This window comes from Variovorax sp. Root411 (assembly GCF_001425205.1).
In the GTDB taxonomy this organism is placed as follows: domain Bacteria; phylum Pseudomonadota; class Gammaproteobacteria; order Burkholderiales; family Burkholderiaceae_C; genus Variovorax.
The window spans coordinates 310,535-331,043 of record NZ_LMDW01000002.1; the positions used below are offsets into that span (position 1 = coordinate 310,535).

General features: G+C 65.6%; 19 protein-coding genes and 1 tRNA gene. 12 read left to right on the plus strand and 8 right to left on the minus strand.

Annotated features, from left to right (window positions below):
* Window positions 1-3: 3 nt before the first annotated feature.
* Together ASC92_RS07585 and ASC92_RS07590 are read right to left on the minus strand one after the other, a co-directional pair.
* Window positions 4-681: a lytic transglycosylase domain-containing protein gene (locus ASC92_RS07585; RefSeq protein WP_056512671.1), complete on the minus strand. Its 678-nt coding sequence runs from the start codon at window positions 679-681 to the stop codon at window positions 4-6.
* Window positions 678-2,423: a proline--tRNA ligase gene (locus tag ASC92_RS07590; RefSeq protein WP_056512676.1), complete on the minus strand. Its 1,746-nt coding sequence runs from the start codon at window positions 2,421-2,423 to the stop codon at window positions 678-680. Before ASC92_RS07590 ends, ASC92_RS07585 begins: the two co-directional genes overlap by 4 nt.
* A gap of 147 nt (window positions 2,424-2,570) precedes the next feature.
* Between ASC92_RS07590 and ASC92_RS07595 the strand changes: the two genes are divergently transcribed.
* Window positions 2,571-3,239 (plus strand): RNA pyrophosphohydrolase, encoded by a 669-nt coding sequence (locus tag ASC92_RS07595; RefSeq protein ID WP_007833253.1) that lies wholly within the window; start codon window positions 2,571-2,573, stop codon window positions 3,237-3,239.
* A 91-nt stretch (window positions 3,240-3,330) separates the two neighbouring features.
* Window positions 3,331-3,780, plus strand: a complete 450-nt coding sequence (locus ASC92_RS07600; protein WP_235505720.1) for a CNP1-like family protein — start codon at window positions 3,331-3,333, stop codon at window positions 3,778-3,780.
* A gap of 41 nt (window positions 3,781-3,821) precedes the next feature.
* On the opposite strand, the gene proB is transcribed toward ASC92_RS07600, so the two are convergent.
* From proB to rplU, 4 genes are all read right to left on the minus strand, one after another.
* On the minus strand, window positions 3,822-4,961 hold the full coding sequence (proB, locus tag ASC92_RS07605; RefSeq protein WP_056512679.1) for a glutamate 5-kinase: 1,140 nt from the start codon (window positions 4,959-4,961) through the stop codon (window positions 3,822-3,824).
* Window positions 4,962-5,055: 94 nt separating this feature from the next.
* Entirely contained in the window at window positions 5,056-6,132 is a 1,077-nt protein-coding gene (gene cgtA, locus ASC92_RS07610; RefSeq protein WP_056512683.1) for an Obg family GTPase CgtA, read from the minus strand.
* Between the two features lie 71 nt (window positions 6,133-6,203).
* Complete coding sequence (gene rpmA, locus ASC92_RS07615) at window positions 6,204-6,464, minus strand: 50S ribosomal protein L27 (RefSeq protein ID WP_007833244.1); 261 nt, start codon at window positions 6,462-6,464, stop codon at window positions 6,204-6,206.
* Between the two features lie 12 nt (window positions 6,465-6,476).
* The gene (gene rplU / locus ASC92_RS07620) at window positions 6,477-6,788 is read right to left on the minus strand and encodes a 50S ribosomal protein L21 (protein ID WP_042578903.1); all 312 of its coding nucleotides are present in this window, start codon (window positions 6,786-6,788) and stop codon (window positions 6,477-6,479) included.
* 191 nt (window positions 6,789-6,979) lie between these two features.
* On the opposite strand from rplU, the gene ASC92_RS07625 reads away from it, so the two are divergent.
* The 10 genes from ASC92_RS07625 (at window position 6,980) to ASC92_RS07670 (ending at window position 16,541) form a co-directional block, all read left to right on the plus strand.
* Window positions 6,980-7,972 (plus strand): polyprenyl synthetase family protein, encoded by a 993-nt coding sequence (locus ASC92_RS07625; RefSeq protein ID WP_056512687.1) that lies wholly within the window; start codon window positions 6,980-6,982, stop codon window positions 7,970-7,972.
* A 51-nt stretch (window positions 7,973-8,023) separates the two neighbouring features.
* A tRNA-Pro gene (locus tag ASC92_RS07630) sits at window positions 8,024-8,100 on the plus strand.
* Window positions 8,101-8,213: 113 nt separating this feature from the next.
* The gene (pilB, locus tag ASC92_RS07635) at window positions 8,214-9,947 is read left to right on the plus strand and encodes a type IV-A pilus assembly ATPase PilB (protein WP_056512690.1); all 1,734 of its coding nucleotides are present in this window, start codon (window positions 8,214-8,216) and stop codon (window positions 9,945-9,947) included.
* A 28-nt stretch (window positions 9,948-9,975) separates the two neighbouring features.
* Window positions 9,976-11,205, plus strand: coding sequence for a type II secretion system F family protein (locus tag ASC92_RS07640; protein WP_056512693.1), 1,230 nt, complete (start codon window positions 9,976-9,978; stop codon window positions 11,203-11,205).
* Entirely contained in the window at window positions 11,205-12,170 is a 966-nt protein-coding gene (locus ASC92_RS07645) for a prepilin peptidase (protein WP_056512696.1), read from the plus strand. Before ASC92_RS07640 ends, ASC92_RS07645 begins: the two co-directional genes overlap by 1 nt.
* A gap of 8 nt (window positions 12,171-12,178) precedes the next feature.
* Window positions 12,179-12,787 (plus strand): dephospho-CoA kinase, encoded by a 609-nt coding sequence (gene coaE / locus ASC92_RS07650; protein WP_200935945.1) that lies wholly within the window; start codon window positions 12,179-12,181, stop codon window positions 12,785-12,787.
* A gap of 69 nt (window positions 12,788-12,856) precedes the next feature.
* Window positions 12,857-14,350, plus strand: coding sequence for an MBOAT family O-acyltransferase (locus ASC92_RS07655; protein ID WP_056512702.1), 1,494 nt, complete (start codon window positions 12,857-12,859; stop codon window positions 14,348-14,350).
* A gap of 161 nt (window positions 14,351-14,511) precedes the next feature.
* The gene (locus tag ASC92_RS07660; protein WP_056512705.1) at window positions 14,512-15,546 is read left to right on the plus strand and encodes a hypothetical protein; all 1,035 of its coding nucleotides are present in this window, start codon (window positions 14,512-14,514) and stop codon (window positions 15,544-15,546) included.
* Between the two features lie 30 nt (window positions 15,547-15,576).
* Complete coding sequence (gene zapD, locus ASC92_RS07665; protein WP_056512709.1) at window positions 15,577-16,332, plus strand: cell division protein ZapD; 756 nt, start codon at window positions 15,577-15,579, stop codon at window positions 16,330-16,332.
* Window positions 16,329-16,541 (plus strand): DNA gyrase inhibitor YacG, encoded by a 213-nt coding sequence (locus tag ASC92_RS07670; protein ID WP_056512710.1) that lies wholly within the window; start codon window positions 16,329-16,331, stop codon window positions 16,539-16,541. Before zapD ends, ASC92_RS07670 begins: the two co-directional genes overlap by 4 nt.
* A 13-nt stretch (window positions 16,542-16,554) precedes the next feature.
* On the opposite strand, the gene ASC92_RS07675 is transcribed toward ASC92_RS07670, so the two are convergent.
* Window positions 16,555-18,525, minus strand: coding sequence for an acyltransferase family protein (locus tag ASC92_RS07675; RefSeq protein ID WP_056512713.1), 1,971 nt, complete (start codon window positions 18,523-18,525; stop codon window positions 16,555-16,557).
* Window positions 18,526-18,540: 15 nt separating this feature from the next.
* Window positions 18,541-20,508, minus strand: a complete 1,968-nt coding sequence (locus ASC92_RS07680; protein ID WP_082519521.1) for an acyltransferase family protein — start codon at window positions 20,506-20,508, stop codon at window positions 18,541-18,543.
* Window position 20,509: the final 1 nt, after the last annotated feature.

Genomic DNA, 20,509 nt, shown 5'->3' on the forward strand with positions numbered 1-20,509 from the left:
AATTCAGCCCGCGGCGGCGGGATCCTTCTCGCGCTCGCGCTCCCTGTCGTTGAACACCCAGAGCCGCTGGTTGGCGAACACCGCGTTCGGGTATGGCGACTTGCCCCGGCTGCCGTTGTAGCGGCCCAGCGTCATGTACAGATCGCCGTTCTCGCGGTCGAGGTAGTGGCGCAGGATCACGCAGCCGAAGCGCAGGTTGGTCTGCATGTGGAACAGCTTGGCCGGGTCGGCGTCGCCGATCACGCGCGTCCAGAACGGCATGACCTGCATGTAGCCACGCGCACCGGCGCTCGACACCGCGAACTTGCGGAAATTGCTCTCGACCTGGACCAGCCCGAGCACCAGGCTCACGTCGAGCCCCGAGCGCTTGGCTTCGTACCAGGCGGTCTGCAGGAATTCGATGCGCGACGGCGCATCGGCAACCTTCTTGCGCAGCCGCTCGCTCATCTCGCCCAGCCAGCGCAGGTAGGCGAGCCGGGCCTCGGTGTTCGCGAACTGGGGCACCGGCGGCGCCTTGTTGTGGATGGCCGAACTGAGCGCGGTGCGCACCGAGTCGATCAGTGGCTCCTCGATCTGCGCGCCGGCCAGGGCGGTCTGCGGCAACGACAGCATGGCGAGGGCGCTTGCCGTCACGGCGCCGCCCAGGCACTGGCGTCGCGAGAGGCCGCCCTCCACGCTCATTTGGCGAGCTTGCCGGTGATGAACTCCGCGATGCCGGCCGCCGGCACCTTGGTGGCCGCCGTGTCGCGGCGGTGCTGGTATTCAAGCTGGCCTTCCTTCAGGCCGCGGTCCGAGATCACCACGCGGTGCGGCACGCCGATGAGCTCCCAGTCGGCGAACATCGCGCCGGGGCGCTCGCCGCGGTCGTCGAGCAGCACGTCGACGCCGGCGGCGAGCAGTTGCTCATACAGAGCTTCGGCCGCCACCTTGACCTCGGGGCTGCGGTCCATGCCGATCGGGCAGACCACCACCGTGAACGGGGCCAGCGCGTCGGGCCAGATGATGCCGCGCTCGTCGTGGTTCTGTTCGATGGCCGCCGCCGGCAGGCGCGTGATGCCGATGCCGTAGCAGCCCATTTCGAGGAACTGCGGCTTGCCGCCTTCGTCGAGGTAGGTGGCGTTCATGTCCTTGCTGTACTTGGTGCCCAGCACGAAGACATGGCCCACCTCGATGCCGCGCTCGATGGCCAGCACGCCCTTGCCATCGGGCGAGGCGTCGCCGGCGACCACATTGCGGATGTCGGCGATCAGGTCGGGCTCGGGCAGGTCGCGGCCCCAATTGACGCCGGTCATGTGGAAGTCGGCTTCGTTGGCACCCGTGATCCAGTCGGCCATCACGGCCACCTCGCGGTCGGCCACCGTCCTGACGGGCTTCTTGAGGTTCAGCGGGCCAAGGTAGCCTGGCTTGCAGCCGAAGTGCTCGTCGATCTCGGCCAGGGTCGCGAAGCGGAAGCCCTTGTCCAGGCCCGGCAGCTTGCCGACCTTGATCTCGTTCATCTCGTGGTCGCCGCGCAGCAGCAGCAGCCAGACCTGCGAGCCCTTGGGGTTGCCCGCGTCGTCGACGATGTCGGTGGCCAGCACGAGCGACTTCACCGTGGTCGACAGCGGCACGCCGAGCAGCACTGCGACGTCTTCGCAGGTGGCCTTGCCCGGAGTGGGCGTCTTCTCGAGCGCCTTGACAGCGGCGGCGCGCGGGCCGGCCGGGGCCAGGGCCTCGGCCTTTTCCATGTTGGCGGCGTAATTGCTGTCGGGGCAATAGACGATGGCGTCTTCACCCGTGGCGGCGATCACCTGGAACTCTTCGCTCAGGTCGCCGCCGATGGCGCCGCTGTCGGCCGCCACGGCGCGATAGCGCAGGCCGAAGCGGTCGAAGATGTTGCGGTAGGCCTGCGCCATGACCTGGTAGCTGGCCTTGGCCGCGTCGAGGTCGCGGTCGAAGCTGTAGGCGTCCTTCATGATGAATTCGCGCCCGCGCATCAGGCCGAAGCGCGGACGGCGCTCGTCGCGGAACTTGGTCTGGATCTGGTAGAAACTCTTCGGCAGCTGCTTGTAGCTGCGAATTTCCTGGCGCGCGATGTCCGTCACGACCTCTTCGCTGGTCGGCTGGATCACGAAGTCGCGGTCGTGCCGGTCCTTGATGCGCAGCAGCTCGGGGCCCATCTTCTCGAAGCGGCCGGTCTCCTGCCAGAACTCGGCCGGCTGCACCACGGGCATCGCCATCTCGACGGCGCCGGCGCGGTTCATCTCCTCGCGCACGATGGCTTCGACCTTGCGGATCACGCGCAGCCCCATGGGCATGTAGGTGTAGATGCCCGTGCCGAGCTTCTTGATCATGCCGGCGCGCATCATGAGCCGGTGGCTCGCGACCTCGGCGTCAGCGGGCGCTTCCTTGAGGGTGGAGACAAAAAATCGGGAAGCTTTCATCGGGATTGCGGTGATGGATTCGCTGGATTCGAAGTTTGGAAGTGGGGGACTGCTCCCCCGGAGAGACCCTGAGAGCCTGGCATCGGCTGCTTGCCGAGGACAACCCGGCATGCATAATCGACTCAGTTCAAAAATTGGGGTTTGATTATGCTCGACCGGGACGGCTTCAGGCCCAACGTCGGCATCATCCTGCTCAACCAGAGAAACCAGGTTTTCTGGGGCAAACGCATACGCACGCATTCCTGGCAGTTTCCGCAAGGCGGCATAGACCGCGGCGAAAGTCCCGAGCAAGCCATGTTCCGGGAACTGCATGAGGAAGTCGGGCTCCATCCGGAGCATGTGCGCATCGTGGCCCGTACCCGCGACTGGTTGCGCTACGAGGTGCCGGATCGGTTCATCCGCCGTGACGCACGGGGCCACTACAAGGGCCAGAAACAAATCTGGTATTTGCTGCAACTCACCGGCCACGACTGGGATCTCAACCTGCGTGCCACCGACCATCCCGAATTCGACGCCTGGCGCTGGCATGACTACTGGGTGCCGCTCGACGTGGTCGTCGAGTTCAAGCGCGGCGTCTATGAGATGGCGCTTACCGAGCTTGCTCGCTACCTGCCACGGCAGGATTTCCGCAATCGCTTCCTGCGCAGCAACGTGCGCGCCCGAGAATTCGAGCGCCATTCGCTGGACGCCGGGGCACCTCCCGGACTGGACCTGCCGCCCGGCGGCAGTTTCGATCCGCATCCCGACATTCCTTCTGCGAGCGATGAACCTCCTGTCCACGACAACAAAGCGCCGTTCCTTCCGACGCAACGCTGAACACATCTTTCTTCTGGCCTGCTTCGGCATCCTCGCAGGATGCGCCTCGGGCCCGCACGACACGGACAACGCCGATTGGGCTCAGGCAGGCATGCCGCCGCCGCCCAAGCGCTACGAGACGGACAAGGAGTGGGAGGAAACCGCGACGCCGCCGCCGCCGGCCTTCAGCGAAAGCCGCCTGCTGCCGATCGAAATGCCACCGTACATGAGCCTGAAGTTCGGCATCGACCCGAACACGATTGCGATCACGGGCGACGGCATCGTGCGCTACGTGGTGGTGGCACACAACCGCAATGGCGGCGCCGTCAATGCCTTCTACGAAGGCGTACGCTGCTCGACCGCGGAAATGAAAAGCTATGCGCGCTACAACAACGGCACTTGGCAAGACGTCGCCAAACCCGAGTGGAAGCGCCTGAACGACCTGAATTCGAGCTACACCCGGGCGCTGTCGCGCCAGGCCCTGTGCCGCGGCAATGCGCCGCGCGCCTCGATCGGGGAAATGGTCCAGAACATACGCAACCCGATACGGGAAGTGCAGTAATCAATCCATCAACGGGGCCCTGCGCCCCGTTGTTGTTTTCATCAGTTGGGCATCAGCACCATGTTGTCGCGATGGACCATCTCCGGTTCCGCGACATAGCCCAGCAGGCGCTCGAATTCGCTCGAGGGCTTGCGGCACAGCAGGCGTGCTTCCACGCTCGAATAGTTGGCCAGGCCCCGGGCCAGCTCGACGCCATCGACGTCGCGCACCGCGATCACGTCGCCGCGCGAGAACTCGCCCGAGACGCTGGTCATGCCGATCGGCAGCAGGCTCTTGCCTTCGGCACGCACCTTGGCGGCAGCGCCCGCGTCGACGACGACGGCGCCGCGCAGCTGCAGGTGATCGGCCATCCAGCGCTTGCGGGCCTGGTGCTTGGCAGTCTGCGCCACCAGCAGCGTGCCGATGGATTCGCCTTGCGCCAGGCGCAGCAGGGCATCGGACTCGCGCCCCCAGGCGATGACGGTGGAGGCGCCCGAGCCGGCCGCGCGCTTGGCCGCAAGAATCTTGGTGATCATTCCGCCGCGGCCGATGCTGGAGCCGGCGCCGCCCGCCATGGCCTCGAGCGCCGGGTCGCCCGCGGCGGCTTCGTGCACGAACTTCGCCTCCGGGTCCTTGCGCGGGTCGGCCGTGTACAGGCCCTTCTGGTCCGTGAGGATGACCAGTGCGTCGGCCTCGACGAGGTTGGCCACAAGAGCGCCGAGCGTGTCGTTGTCGCCGAACTTGATCTCGTCGTTGACGACGGTGTCGTTCTCGTTGATGACCGGCACCACGCCCAGCTTGAGCAACGTGACCAGCGTCGAACGGGCATTGAGGTAGCGCTCGCGATCGGCCAGGTCGGCATGGGTCAGCAGCACCTGCGCGCTGCCGATCTCGTTTTCGCGCAATTTGGTTTCGTACATCTGGGCCAGGCCCATCTGGCCGACGGCCGCGGCGGCCTGCAATTCATGAACTTCGTGGGGCCGGGTGCGCCAGCCGAGGCGCTTCATGCCCTCGGCAATCGCCCCGCTCGACACCATGACGACCTCGCGGCCCTCGCGCACCAGCGCGGCCAGTTGCCGGCACCATTCGCCGATGGCTGCCTCGTCGAGGCCGCGTCCCTCGTTGGTCACGAGGCTGGAGCCCACCTTGACGACGATACGGCGGGCATCCCGCAAGGCAGTGGATCCGGAGTTCGAGGTCATTTTGGGGCGGTGCGGTCTTGAATGCTGCGAGGTTGCTTTTGTCTGTCTATCTATCTGTCTGTTGGCAGCATCACGGGCGATGCTGCGGTGCCGCTCAGGCGCCCTCGGGAGGCAGCGGCGTGAAGCGCGGATCGACCACGACCGGTGCATGCTCGGCCACCTGCTGCGCCTTGACCTGCTGGTAGATGGCCTGCACCAGATGTTCGCAGCCTTCGCGCGTGAGCGCCGAGATTTCGAACACGGGCCCCTTGAAGCGCAAGCGCTTCACGAAGTCCTTGACGCGTGCTGCGCGTTCTTCGGCCGGCACCATGTCGAGCTTGTTGAGCACGAGCCAGCGCGGCTTTTCGTAGAGTGCGGCGTCGTACTTCTTGAGCTCGCCGACGATGGCCTTGGCCTGCGCGACGGGGTCGATGTTGTCGTCGAACGGCGCCATGTCGATCACATGCAGCAGTAGGCGAGTGCGCTGCAGGTGCCGCAGGAAGAGATGGCCCAGGCCAGCGCCTTCGGAGGCACCTTCGATCAGGCCGGGAAGGTCGGCCACCACGAAGCTCTGCTCCGGGCCGACGCGCACGACGCCCAGGTTCGGGTGCAGCGTGGTGAAGGGATAGTCCGCAATGCGCGGGCGGGCGTTCGAGATCGCGCTGATCAGCGTCGACTTGCCGGCGTTCGGCATGCCGAGCAGGCCGACGTCGGCCAGTACCTTGAGTTCGAGCTTGAGGCTGCGCTTCTCGCCGGGCCAGCCGGGCGTCTTCTGGCGCGGCGCACGGTTGATCGCGCTCTTGAAGCGCATGTTGCCGAAGCCGCCGTCGCCGCCCTTGGCGATGGTGATGACGTCGCCTTCCTTCAGCAGTTCGAACAGCACCTCACCCGTTTCGGCGTCGGAGATGATCGTGCCGACGGGCATCCTGAGCGTGATGTCGTCGCCCGCGGCGCCGAACATGTCGGAGCCCATTCCGTGCTCGCCACGCTTGGCTTCATGCCGGCGCGAGTAGCGAAAGTCGACCAAGGTGTTGAGGTTCGAATCGGCCACCGCGAAGACGTGACCGCCGCGGCCACCGTCGCCGCCGTTGGGGCCGCCGAATTCCTTGTACTTCTCATGACGGAACGACACGCAGCCGTTGCCGCCATCGCCGGCGGCGATGTCGATGAAGGCTTCGTCGACGAACTTCATGGGATGTCCAGTTTACAAATGAAGAAGCCCCGGCAATGCGGGGCCTCGGGCAGGTCGAAGTGACTCGAGGCTTACGCCGCGGGGGTCACGTTGACCGTGTGCTTGTTGAGTGCACCCTTGTGACCGAACGACACGTGGCCGTCGACCAGGGCAAACAGCGTGTGGTCCTTGCCCACGCCGACGTTCACGCCGGGGTGGAACTGGGTGCCGCGCTGGCGTACGATGATCGAGCCTGCGCTGATCAGTTCGCCGCCGAAGGCCTTCACGCCGAGCATCTTGGGCTTGGAATCGCGCCCGTTTCGCGTTGAGCCGCCGCCTTTTTTCTGTGCCATGGAATGTGCCCCTTAGCCAGCGATCGCGCCGATTTGCAGCTCAGTGAACTGCTGGCGATGGCCTTGACGTTTCTGATAGTGCTTGCGACGGCGCATCTTGAAGATGCCGACCTTGTCGTGCTTGCCGTGCGACAGTACCGTGACTGTCACCGTTGCGCCGGACACCAGGGGCGTGCCAACCTTGATTTCAGCGCCGTTTCCGACGGCCAGAACCTGGTCGATCACGATTTCCTGGCCTACGTCCGCAGCAATCTGTTCTACTTTAATTTTTTCGCCGGAAGCAACGCGATACTGCTTGCCGCCGGTTTTTATGACCGCGTACATGTAAACCTCTTAGAAATGAGTCTCCGCAGCGAATTCCGCAGAGCCCAAGATTATAGCGCGGTTTGCGCCTGCTAACCACTCCCGGCCCGGAGCGCTCCCGGAAAACCGTGGCGGCTCCCTATAATTTGCGCCTTCCGGCCCTTCCCCAGCCTGGGTCACCCTCATCCTCCGCAGCGCTCCGCGCCTCCGCTTTGCCAGTTCCCGCCGCCGACACCTCCCCCACCGCCACCGTGCTGGACCTGATTGCCGGCGACATGGTCGAAGTCGACCGTGTGATCGCCCGCCGCCTCGACACGGGCGTGCCGCTGGTCAGCCAAGTTTCAAAATACATCATCTCGGCTGGCGGCAAGCGCCTGCGGCCGGCGCTCCTGCTGCTGATGTCGGGCGCCTTGGGCTATACGGGCGAACAGCGCTTCAATCTGGCGGCCGTCGTGGAATTCATTCACACGGCCACCCTGCTGCATGACGACGTGGTCGATGAATCGACCCTTCGGCGCGGCCGGGCGACCGCCAACGAATCGTTCGGCAACCCGGCCAGTGTGCTGGTCGGCGACTTTCTCTATTCGCGCGCGTTCCAGATGATGTTGGATGCCAACAACATGCGCGTCATGCAGATCCTGGCCGAAGCAACCAATGTGATCGCCGAGGGCGAGGTGCTCCAGCTCATGAACATGCACGACGCATCGCTGGATGAAGCCGCCTATCTGCGCGTGATCCGCTCCAAGACCGCGAAGCTGTTCGAAGCCAGCACCCGCCTGGCGGCCGTGCTGGCAGGCGCCCCCCCCGAAGTGGAAGAAGCCTGCGCCACCTACGGACAGGCGCTCGGCACCGCCTTCCAGGTGATCGACGACGTACTGGATTACGCGGGCGATGCCAGCGAGACGGGAAAGAATGTCGGCGACGACCTGCGCGAAGGCAAGACCACGCTGCCGCTCATCTTCGCGATGCAGCGCGGCACCTCGGTGCAAAGCGAACTGGTGCGCGCCGCCATCGAGGCAGGCGACACCACCCAGTTGGGCAAGGTCGTCGAGATCGTGCGCGAAACCGGCGCCCTAGCCGCCTCGCGCGCCGCGGCTGCCGCCGAGGCACAACGCGCAATTCATGCGCTGAAGGGCTTCCCGTCCAATTTGCACGCTTCAGGTTTGCTACAATTGGCGGCTCAGTTGCTTGAGCGACGTGCCTGAACACCTCACCTGAGTTGGCATCTAGGACGAATACTTTTTTCTTGCAACCATCGGGGTGTAGCTTAGCCTGGTAGAGCGCTACGTTCGGGACGTAGAGGCCGGAGGTTCGAATCCTCTCACCCCGACCAGCCATTGGCTGGCATAAATAAATGGCCATGCCTGTTGCTGTGTAGCGATTTACAGCAAAGCACTGTTCAGCGATGATCGTGAAGCATTTTTTCACATCTTTTTCATTCGTTGAATGGCCGCTGCCGAACTTCCAGTTAAAGAAACCTCGCAGATTGCCCTCCCAGGGCTCGCCCGCGCCCTGGTGTCGGCGGGCAAGCTTCCTGCCAGGGCGGCCGAGGACATCTACCAGAAGTCCCTGAGCGGCCGCACCAGCTTCATCGCGGAGCTGACCGGCTCTGGCGCCGTCTCGGCCGCCGATCTCGCCCACACCCTTTCCACCGCCTTCGGCGCCCCGCTGCTCGACCTCGACGCCATCGATCCCCAGCGTCTGCCCAAGGACCTGCTCGATGCGAAGCTGTGCCACGCGTACCGTATCGTCGTCCTCAGCAAGCGCAACAACCGTCTGATTGTTGCAACAGCCGACCCCTCGGACCAACAGGCGGCGGAGAAGATCAAGTTCGCTTCCCAGATGGGCGTCGACTGGGTCATCGCGGAATACGACAAGCTGTCGCGAATGATCGAAGCCGCCGCCGTCAGCGCGGCGGAAACGATCAACAACATCGTAGGCAGCGAGTTCGAGTTCGACGACGTCACGGCCGACACCTCGGGCGACAGCAACGAGCAGGCGGTCGCCGAAGTCGAAGACGCACCGGTCGTGCGTTTTCTCCACAAGATGCTGCTCGACGCGATCGGCATGCGCGCATCGGACATTCATTTCGAGCCCTACGAGCACCAGTACCGCGTACGGTTCCGGATCGACGGCGAACTGCGCGAAATCGCCAGCCCGCCCACCGTCATCAAGGACAAGCTGGCATCGCGCATCAAGGTCATCTCGCGGCTCGACATCTCGGAAAAGCGCGTGCCGCAGGACGGCCGCATGAAACTCAAGATCGGGCCCGATCGCGTCATCGACTTCCGCGTGAGCACCTTGCCCACGCTGTTCGGCGAGAAGATCGTCATACGTGTTCTCGACCCCAGCAGCGCGCGCCTGGGCATCGACGCCCTGGGTTACGACGCGGATGAAAAGGCGCGGCTTCTCCATGCCATCGGCCGACCGTACGGCATGGTGCTCGTCACCGGCCCCACGGGCTCGGGCAAGACCGTGTCGCTCTACACCTGCCTGAACCTGCTGAACCAGCCGGGCGTGAACATCGCGACGGCGGAAGATCCGTCGGAAATCAACCTGCCCGGCGTCAACCAGGTCAACGTCAACGAACGGGCCGGCCTGACCTTCGCGGCCGCACTGCGCGCCTTCCTGCGGCAGGATCCGGACATCATCATGGTCGGCGAAATCCGCGACCTCGAAACCGCCGACATCTCGATCAAGGCCGCGCAAACGGGCCACCTGGTGCTCTCCACGCTGCACACCAACGACGCGCCGACGACGCTCACGCGGATGCGCAACATGGGTATCGCGCCGTTCAACATCGCATCGAGCGTGATCCTGATCACCGCGCAGCGCCTGACCCGGCGGCTGTGCACCGTCTGCCGCGTGCCGGCCGACGTTCCGCGCGAAACGCTGCTCGACGCTGGGTTCAGGGAAGAAGACCTGGACGGCACCTGGAAGCCCTACCGCCCCGTCGGCTGCTCCGCCTGCAGCGGCGGCTACAAGGGCCGCGTGGGCATCTACCAGGTGATGCCGATCACCGAAGCCATCCAGGAAATCATCCTGCGCGACGGCAGCGCGCTCGACATCGCTCAGCAGTCCGAAAAAGAAGGCGTGCGTTCGCTGCGCCAGTCGGGTCTGCGAAAAGTCATGCAAGGTCTCACTTCGCTGGAAGAAGTGGTGGCCTGCACCAACGAATAACGAACACACACCGAGAACCGGAGATCGAATGGCAACAGTGGCATCCAACCGCTCCCAGCCCACGCACAAGGAATTTGTCTTCGAATGGGAAGGCAAGGACCGCAACGGCAAGGCGGTGCGCGGCGAACTTCGGGCCGCCGGCGAAAACCAGGTGCAGGCCGCCCTGCGCCGCCAGGGCGTGCTCGCCTCCAAGATCAAGAAGCGCCGCATGCGCTCCGGCAAGGCAATCAAGCCCAAGGACATCGCGATCTTCACGCGCCAGTTGGCGACCATGATGAAGGCCGGCGTGCCCCTGATGCAGTCCTTCGACATCGTCGGGCGCGGCAATGCGAACGCGAGCGTGGCCAAGCTGCTCAACGACATCCGCAGCGACGTGGAAACCGGCACCTCGCTGTCGGCCGCCTTCCGCAAGTTCCCGAAGTACTTCGACAACCTCTACTGCAACCTGGTGGAAGCCGGCGAAGCGGCCGGTATTCTGGAAGACCTGCTGGACCGCCTTGCCACGTACATGGAGAAGACCGAGGCGATCAAGTCCAAGATCAAGTCGGCGTTGATGTACCCGACCTCGGTGGTGGTCGTGGCCTTTGTGGTGGTCGCGATCATCATGATCTTCGTGATTCCTGCGTTCAAGCAGGTGTTCACTTCGTTCGGGGCCGACCTTCCTGCGCCAACGCTGTTCGTGATGGCCATGAGCGAATTCTTCGTCTCGTACTGGTGGCTGATCTTCGGCGGCATCGGCGGCGGCCTCTACTTCTTCATGCAGGCCTGGAAACGCAACGAGCGTTTCCAGAAAGTCATGGATCGCGTTCTGCTGCGCATTCCCATCTTCGGCACCTTGATCGAGAAATCCTGCGTTGCGCGCTGGACACGAACGCTTGCGACGATGTTCGCGGCAGGCGTCCCCCTCGTCGAAGCCCTCGACTCGGTGGGCGGCGCCTCGGGCAACAGCGTCTATGGCGACGCCACGGCGAAGATCCAGCAGGAGGTGTCCACGGGCACCAGCCTCACCTCGGCCATGACCAACGCCAACCTGTTCCCATCGATGGTGATCCAGATGACCGCGATCGGCGAGGAATCGGGTTCCATCGACCACATGCTGGGCAAGGCCGCCGACTTCTACGAATCCGAAGTGGACGACATGGTCGCGGGCCTCTCCAGCCTGATGGAACCTATCATCATCGTGTTCCTCGGCACCATCATCGGCGGCATCGTGGTGTCGATGTACCTGCCCATCTTCAAGCTCGGCCAGGTCGTCTGATGCTCGTTTCGAGGGAGTTCGACACCGCGTTCGCCGGTGTGCTGGGGCTATTGATCGGCAGTTTCATGAACGTCGTGATCTACCGCACGCCGGTGATGATGTACCGCGACTGGCTCGCCGATGCCGTTGCCAACCTCATGCCCTCGAAGGATGCGCCTTCGCTGTGGTCGCTGGCCTTCGGTCCGAAGGTGTCGCCTCCCGCGGGGCTGGAAGCGGCCGCCGACAAGGCCGCCGCGGTCCTCGAAGCGCAGCCCGCATTCGACCTGACCCGTCCCGCATCGCGCTGCGGAAACTGTGGGCACAAGATCCGCTGGTACGAGAACATCCCCGTGCTGAGCTATGTGGTGCTGCGCGGGCGCTGCGCGTCTTGCAAGACTTCGATCAGTCCGCGCTACCCGCTGGTCGAGCTGATCACGGGCGCGCTGTTCGCACTCTGCGCCTGGCGTTTCGGCATCACGCCGGCCGGTGTGCTCTGGGCCGCATTCGGCGCCCTGCTGATCTGCCAGTTCCTGATCGATTTCGACACCCAGTTCCTGCCCGATTCGCTCAATTACCCCCTGCTCTGGCTCGGCCTGGTCGGCGCGGCCATGGGCTGGACCGGCGTGCCGCTGAGCTCGGCCGTCTGGGGTGCCGTGTTCGGCTACCTGAGCCTCTGGCTTGTGTACCATGGCTTTCGCCTGGTCACGGGCAAGGAAGGCATGGGCTATGGAGACTTCAAACTGCTCGCCGCGCTGGGCGCCTGGCTCGGCGCCGACTATCTCATCGCGATCATCCTCGTCTCCTCGCTGGTGGGCGCGGTGATCGGCGTGACGCTGCGCGTCGCCGGCAAGCTGGCGCACAAGGACATTCCCATCGCCTTCGGCCCCTTCCTGGCCGGCGCGGGCCTCGTCTGCCTCGTGGCAGGCCCCGAAATCGTGAGGCAATGGATTCCGTTCGCCTTTCCCCTCGGCGCACTGATCCATTGACACACCGCATGGTGCGGCGCATCGGCCTGACGGGCGGCATCGGCAGCGGCAAGAGCACCGTCGCCGGCCTGCTGGTGGCCCAAGGGGCGGTGCTGGTGGACACCGACGCCATCGCGCGGGCCATCGCGCTCCCGGGCGGCATCGCCATGCCGGCCCTCGAAGCCGCTTTCGGGACCGGTGTCATCGACGCGGACGGCGGCCTGGACAGGGCCGCCATGCGGCAGATCGTGTTCGCGGATGCAGGAGCCAAGGCCCGCCTCGAATCCATCCTCCACCCCTTGATCGGCGCCGAAACCCGGCGGCTGGCCGCGGCGGCCGGCAAGGATGCGGTCGTCGTATTCGATGTTCCCCTGCTCGTCGAATCCGGCCGCTGGCGCGCCCTCGTCGACCGCGTGCTGGTGGTCGACGCCACCGAGGAAACGCAGTTGAAACGCGTCGTCGCCCGCTCGGGCTGGACACCCGAAGCAGTCAAGGCGGTGATTGCCCAGCAAGCCACGCGCCGGGCACGTCGGGCCGCCGCCGATGCAGTCATTTTCAACGAGTCACTGACGCTGGAGGAACTCGGCCAGCAGGTCTGGGGTCTCTGGGAACGGTGGGTTCGGGCAGGCACGCGATAATTTGGGGTTGACGCCGCGACGGCTGCACGACGACCACGTCAAACGGCGCACGCCTCAGCGCCCCTCACGATGCTTTTCAATTCGTATCCCTTCATCTTCGTTTTCTTCCCGCTGGTCCTGATCGGCTTCTTCCTGATCGGTACGCGCAGCCCCCGGTCGGCGGCGGGTTTCCTGGCACTGGCGTCACTCTTCTTCTACGGGTGGTGGAGCGTCAAGGCGCTGCCCCTCCTGCTGGGGTCGATCTGCATCAACTACTGGTTCGGGCTGCGGCTGACGCCTTCCCCGGGCCGTGAGGACAAGCATCGCAAGACCCTGCTGATCATTGCCCTGGTGGTCAACCTCGGGGTGCTGGCCGTCTTCAAGTACGCCAACTTCTTCCTGGAAAACGTCGATGCCGGGCTGGCGGCCGCGGGCTTCTCGCAGATCGATCTGGTGCACATCGTGCTGCCGATCGGCATCTCGTTCTACACATTCACGCAGATCGCCTTCCTGGTCGACTGCTGGCAGGGCAAGGTGCACGAGCGCAGCTTCATCCACTACGCGCTGTTCGTAACCTACTTCCCGCACCTGATCGCGGGCCCGGTGCTGCATCACGCGCAGATGATGCCGCAGTTCAACAATCCGGCCACCTACCGGTTCAACGCCAACAACGTGGCGCTCGGACTGGGCATCTTCGTCTTCGGCCTGGCCAAGAAGATGCTGATCGCCGACCCGCTGGGGCAATATGCCGACATGATGTTCAAGGGCGTGCACGAAGGCGTGATGCCCTCGCTGTACACGGCCTGGTTCGGGGTGCTGGCCTACACGCTGCAGATCTACTTCGACTTCTCGGGCTACTCCGACATGGCGGTGGGCCTGTCGCTGTGCGTGGGCGTGCAGCTGCCGCTCAACTTCAGGTCGCCCTACAAGTCGACCAACATGATCGAGTTCTGGCGGCGCTGGCACATCTCGCTGTCGACTTTCCTGCGCGACTATCTCTACGTGCCGCTCGGCGGCAACCGCAAGGGCCCGGCGCGGCGCTACATCAACCTGTTTCTCACGATGCTGCTGGGCGGCCTGTGGCACGGCGCGGCCTGGACCTTCGTCATCTGGGGCGCGCTGCACGGCGCGTACCTGATGGTCAACCACTTCTGGAACGCCAAGGTGCGCCGCGGCAACACCAAGACCACTTGGTACGGCCGCGTGATCGGCTGGTTCATCACCTTCCTGTGCGTGATGATCGCCTGGGTGGTGTTCCGGGCCGACAGCATGACGGCCGCCGTCGAAATCTACAAGGGCATGCTGGGCCTGCACGGCGCGCCCGTGTCGGCCTTCAGCGAATTCCGCGTGCCGTTCCGCAAGCCGGAGTTCTTCCAGACCGTCTTCGCCGGCCTGGTGATCTGCCTCGCGCTGCCGCCCACCATCACGCTCGACCGCTGGATTCCCAACGTCGCGGGCCTGGCCGGACGCCCCCACCTCCAGCGCCTGGCCACCTGGGTCACGGGGCTGGGCTGCATCTATCTTTTTGGCCTGTGCGTGTCGAAGTTCGGCAGCTACAGCCCGTTCCTCTATTTCCAGTTCTGAAATGAATCTCCCCCAGGCTTCGCGCACTCCGTGTCGCTTCTCCTACCCCCTCGCCGGGGGCGACGCCGGTGGCCCGGCAAAGCCGGTTCCACGGCGTCCCGCGAATGGAGCACGCCCGGTTCATGCGCTGGAGACCATTCGGAGTGCAGTGGAGAGCTGACATGGAAGACACGAAATCGGCCAGGATCTGGCTTCGCATCTTCGCCGCGGGCTACCTGGTGTGCTGCGCGCTGCTGGTCGCCAGCCTCTTCACCCCGGTTCCCTACGGCGACCTGACCCGCATCGGGCGCATCTCGGAGCGCGAGTTCGGTTGGCACGCGCCGCCGCCGCCGATCCCCGATGCCGACGTCAAGACCTGGCCCATCAACGAATCCGACATCCTGGTGATCGGAGACAGCTTCTCCGTGCGCTACGCCTGGCAGGCGTCCCTCGTGGGCGCAGGCTACAAGATGACGACCACCCACTGGGACAATCTCGACGGCAAACTGTGCGACGACTTCCCGAGCTGGCTCGAGAAGTCGGGCTTCAAGGGCAAGGTCGTGATCGTCGAGAGCATCGAGCGCCTGCTGCAGGACCGCATCGACAAGTCCGAGAGCTGCAAGACGATGAAGCACGCCTTCAAGCCGTCGCCGCCGCCGTTCGAGAACCCGGCCAGGCCCGCCCCCGGCTTCCAGCTCAACTGGGACGCCCAGCTGCTCAGCGGCTGGTTCACGTACCACAACACCAAGGCCATCCTGGCTTCCGACAGCTGGACCAACACGCCCGAGCGCTGGGGTCCGCTGATCGACGCGCGGGTGGTGCCCGATGGCTGCAAGCAGTTCAGCCACCACGCCTGCGACAAGCTGCTGATGACCGCCGAAGACCGCGTCAACGCGGCGCTTACGGCCGAGTCCGCGCAATTCATGAAGCGCTTCGAGCGCACCGCCGCCCCCTACAAGGTGGTGTGGATGGTCGTGCCCAACAAGACCACCGTGTATTTGCAACAAAACCATGCCGATGCATTCCGCGCCGCATTCAACCCGCAAAATATCGGGCCGGACCTGTTTGCGCTGGCCGAGCAGAACCGATTCAAGGTGAAGGATCTTTTCCCCGCCAACGAGACCCACGTCTCGACCCGGGGCTACATTCTTTTCGGCCAGCGTATGCTGCAGGCTGTGCGCGAGGTGCTGCCCGCACCGGCGGCCAGATCGCAATGAGCCCGAACCCGACGTGAAAAAACGATACGCGTGATCCTCTACGAGTACCCCTTCAACGAGCGCATCCGCACGTACCTGCGGCTGGAGCACCTGTTTCGCCGCCTCGGCGAGCTGGTGCCCGCTGAATCGCCGCTGTCCCATCACTACGCCCTGGTCACGATCTTCGAGATCATGGACGTCGCCGCGCGCGCCGACCTCAAGGCCGACGTGCTGCGCGACCTCGACAAGCACAAGAACGTCTTCAACAGCTACCGGGGCAATCCGGCCATCGCCGAGGCCGTGCTCGACCAGGTCGTCGGCCAGCTCGAGGGCAACTTCACTGCCCTCAACAGCGTGGCCGGCAAGGCCGGGCAGGCGCTGACGGAGAACGAGTGGCTCATGAGCATCCGCAGCCGCGCCGGCATTCCGGGCGGCACCTGCGAGTTCGACCTGCCCGCCTACTACGCCTGGCAGCACCGCCCCGCCGCCAGCCGCCGAGCCGATCTCGAGCGCTGGTCCAATACCCTCTCTCCGCTGGCCTCGTCGATCTACCTGCTGCTCAAGCTGCTGCGCGACGCCGACGTGCCCTACAAGGTGATCGCCAGCAACGGCCAGTTCCAACAGAACCTGCCGCAGGGCCGCAGCTTCCAGCTGCTGCGCCTGCGCATTGATCCCAAGCTCGGCCTGATCCCTGAAATCAGCGGCAACCGCCTCATGGTCTCGGTGCGCCTGATGCGCCACGACGCGGACGACCGCCTGCACCAAAGCTCGGACGACGCGCCGTTCGAGCTGACCCTCTGCGCATGACAACGCGGTTGAACAGCAAGGGCGAGCGGATCGTCCGCTGCCCCACGTGCGGCGGCGACAGCATCTACGCGCCGAGCAACGCCTACAGGCCCTTCTGCAGCGCACGCTGCAAGGGTGTCGACCTGGGCGCCTGGGCCAGCGAAGACTTCCGCATGCCGGCCGAAGCGCCGCCGGACGACGAGCCTTTCGGCGACCCGAAGATCCAGTAGGCGGCCGGCAGGGCTACTTGCCGCCGGCGTTCTCGTCGAGCAATGCGGGGTCGATGTAGGTCGCGAAGCTGCGTGCGTACCTGGGCCGGAGGTGGCCGATGTCCTTGTAGGCCGGCGAGCCGTCGTCGGGCATGCTGCGGATGCACTGGCCATCGGCGCACAGGCTCGCAAAAGGCTCGATGACCCGCGCGCCGCTGGCCTCGGCCACCTGTTTCAGCCGCGCGTTGAGCATGGCCTGGTCCTGCGGCATCGGGGCCTTGAGCTGTCCGCTGGCGGCCGTCATGCCCCCGAGCCGGCTTCCCTGGATCTGCTTGAGCGGATCGAAATCCATCCCCACCGGATTGCCGAGGACGAGGTAGACCGTCTTGTGCGCCGACAGGCGCTTCAGCACCTCGCCCAGCGACTTCATCGACAGCTCGATGCCGTCCCCGTTGAGGAAGGGGTGCACAGCCTTCCCGCTGTCCACGAAGTAGTTCACCGTGGGGCCGGCGCCGGTGAAGTAGCAGCTCCAGCACGCCCCGATCACCACCGAATCGATGTCCGGCTTGAGCGCCAGGTCGAGCACGGCCTGGCGCCGCTCTTCGCATCCCGTGTCGGCGCCGCTGAACAGGCCCGGCACGGGCGGACACGAGCCCTTGGTCGCGAAATACACCGTGCGCGCCTTGCCGGGCTGTGTGCGCACCAGTTCGAGCGCGCGCGGAGCGTATTGCTCGACGTGGCTGTCGCCGATCAGCAGCACGTTGTGCCTGCCGCTGCCGGTGCGGTAGACGAACTGCCCGCCCAGCGCGGTCTCCTCGAAGCCGCCGTAGTAGTTGTCTTCGCGCGTTGCGTCGGCCACCGCCTGCAGGGCCTGGCTGTCGTTGCGCGGAGGAGGCGTGCCCAGGAAGACCAGCGCGCCGGCCAGCGCCAGCGCCGCGCCGCTGCCCGCCAGTCCGCGCAGCATGCTCTGCGAGAGATGAAGCTTGACGAAGCGCTCCAGGAAACGATAGGTCGCCCAGGCCAGCACGACCGCCGCCGCCACCAGCACGACGCGCACCTGCAGCGGCGGCTCCCCGCCCGCCACGATGCGTGCATACGAAAGCAGCGGCCAGTGCCACAGGTACAGCGGATAGCTGATCAGCCCGATCCACACCATGACGCGGTTCGACAGCAGATACCGGTTGAGCACGCCGTTGGGACCGGCGGCGATGCAGCTCACCGCGCCCAGCACCGGCAGCAGCGCCCACCAGCCCGGAAACGCCTTGGTGCTGCGCGTCATGAAGAGGCCGAGCACGATCAGGCCCATGCCGACGACGGACTGCACATGCTTCGTCCACGGACGCGGCTGCGCCGAACCATTGCCGGCGGCCTGCAGCCGCATCGCCGCCAGCAGGCCGCCGGCCATCAGCTCCCACGCACGCGACAGCGGCGAATAGAACGCCGCCGCGCGGTGCGGCTGCACGGTCAGCACGTTGACCAGGAACGAGATCACCGCCACCGCGAGCGTCACGCGCAGCATCGGCCAGCGCTTGCGCCAGGCCAGCCCCAGCAGCAGCGGCCAGAAAATGTAGAACTGCTCCTCGATGCCCAGCGACCACAGGTGCAGCAGCGGCTTGGTCTCGGCCGTGGCGTCGAAGTACCCGGCCTCGCCCAGGAAGACGAGGTTGGCAAAGAAGGCGGCCCCGCCGGTGGTCTGCTTGCCGAGCTGCGAGAACTCGCCCGGCAGCAGCACGTACCAGCCGAAAGCCAGCGTGGCGAGCAGCACGAGCACCAGCGCCGGAAAGATGCGCCGGATGCGCCGCGCATAGAAGTCGCGGTAGCTGAAATCGCCCGCGGCCAGGCTCTGCAGAAGAATGGTCGTGATCAGGAAGCCCGAGATCACGAAGAAGATGTCGACCCCAATGAAGCCGCCCGGCAGCAGGCTCGGAAAGGCGTGGTACGCCAGCACCGAACCCACCGCGATGGCGCGCAGGCCGTCGATGTCGGGGCGGTACTTGGGATGCATGGTTGGAAGGCCCGCTCAGCGCGACGGCTGCTGGGCGGCGGGCGCGGTGCGCACCGTGCGGTCGAAGTAGCTCGCCTGTTCCCGGGTGTAGCGCGGGCGCAGGTGGTCGGCGTCCTTGTAGGCGGGCGAACCGTCGGGCATCGTGCGCAGGCACTGGTCGTCCTTGCACAGCACCGCCATCGCGTCGATGGCTTCGGCCCCGCTCGCGGCCGCGATCGCGCGCAGCCGGTCATTGAGCTGTTTCTGGTCAGCCGGCAGCGGCGCCGTCGGCGTCGAGGTCATGACCTCCATGTGCGTCAGGCGGCTGCCCTCGATCAGCCGCTTCGGCGAGAACTCCGCGCCGGCAGGGTTGTCGAGCAGCAGGTAGACCTTCTTGTGGCGCGCCAGCTCGCGCAGCGTGAACTCCATCGAGGCCAGCGAACGCTCGATGCCGTCGCCGTTCTGGAACGGGTGGACCTTGTTGCTGCTGTCGCGGAAGTAGTAATCGGTGGCGCCCTGGCCGATGAAGTAGCAGTTCCAGCAGCCGCCGATCACCACCGAGTCGACCTCGGGGCCCAGCGCATAGGCCAGCATCGCGTCGCGCCGCTCGGCGCAGCCGATGTTCTTGTCCGCATGCACACCGGGCACCGCCGGGCAGGCGCCCTGGGTCGCGAACCAGGCCGACGTGCCTTCCATCGACAGCGTGCGCGCCAGCTCCATCACGCGCGGCGCGTACTGCTGCACGTGGCTGTCGCCCAGGAACAGCACTCGCCTGGGCCCGCCACCGACCTTGTAGATCAGCTGCTCGCCGATCTGGTCGAGCTTGAAGCCCCCGTAGTAATCGGCGTCCAGCGTGGCGTTGGCCACTGTCTGCAGCTTGGGGCTGCTGTTGCGCGGCTCGGGCACGCCCAGGAAGATCGCGGCGCCCGCCACGGCCACCAGCACCATGCCGGCGCCCAGCGCCTTCAACGTGCCTGCACCCGGACGATTCCTCGCGAAGCGCTCCACGAAGCGGTACGTCGCCCAGGCAAGCAGCACGCTCGCCACCATCGCGGCGGCACGGTAGGCCGGCACCGGATGCAGCGGATCGGCCTCCACGATGCGCACGAACGCCAGCAGCGGCCAGTGCCACAGGTACAGCGGATAGCTGATGAGCCCGACCCACACCATCACGCGGTTCGACAGCAGGTACCTGTTCAGCACCCCGGCCGGCCCCGCGGCGATGCAGCTCACCGCGCCCAGCGTGGGCAACAGCGCCCACCAGCCCGGGAACGCCTTGTTGCTGCGGATCATCACCAGCCCGAGCACGATCAGCCCGACGCCCAGCACCGATTGCACATGGCTGCGCCATGCGCTCGGCGCTGGCGGCTTCAGCCGCATGCAGGCCAGGATGCCGCCCACCATCAGCTCCCAGAAACGGGAGGCCGGCGAGTAGAACGACGCCGCCGGCAGCGGGTGCACCGTCGCCACGTTCACCACGAACGAGACCGCCGCCACCGCCAGCACCACGCGCACGATCGGCCAGCGCTTGCGCCATGCGAACCCGAGCAGCAGCGGCCAGAAGATGTAGAACTGCTCCTCGATGCCCAGCGACCACAGGTGCAGCAACGGCTTGGTCTCGGCGGCCGTGTCGAAGTAGCCCGCTTCACCCCAGAACACCAGGTTGGCGACGAACGCCGTGCCGCCCACGGTCTGCTTGCCCAGCTCGGCGAACTCGTCGGACAGCAGCAGGTACCAGCCGGCAAGCAGCGTTGCCAGCAGCACCACGATCAGCGCCGGAAAGATCCGCCGGATGCGCCGCTCGTAGAAGTCGCGGTAGGTGAAATCGCCCGCCGCAAGGCTCTGGAGAATGATGGTCGTGATCAGGAAGCCCGAGATCACGAAGAAGATGTCGACCCCGACGAAGCCGCCCATCAGCGCCTTCGGGAAGGCGTGGTAGACCAGCACGGAGCCCACCGCGATCGCGCGCAGCCCGTCGATGTCCGGACGGTACTTGGGGTGCATC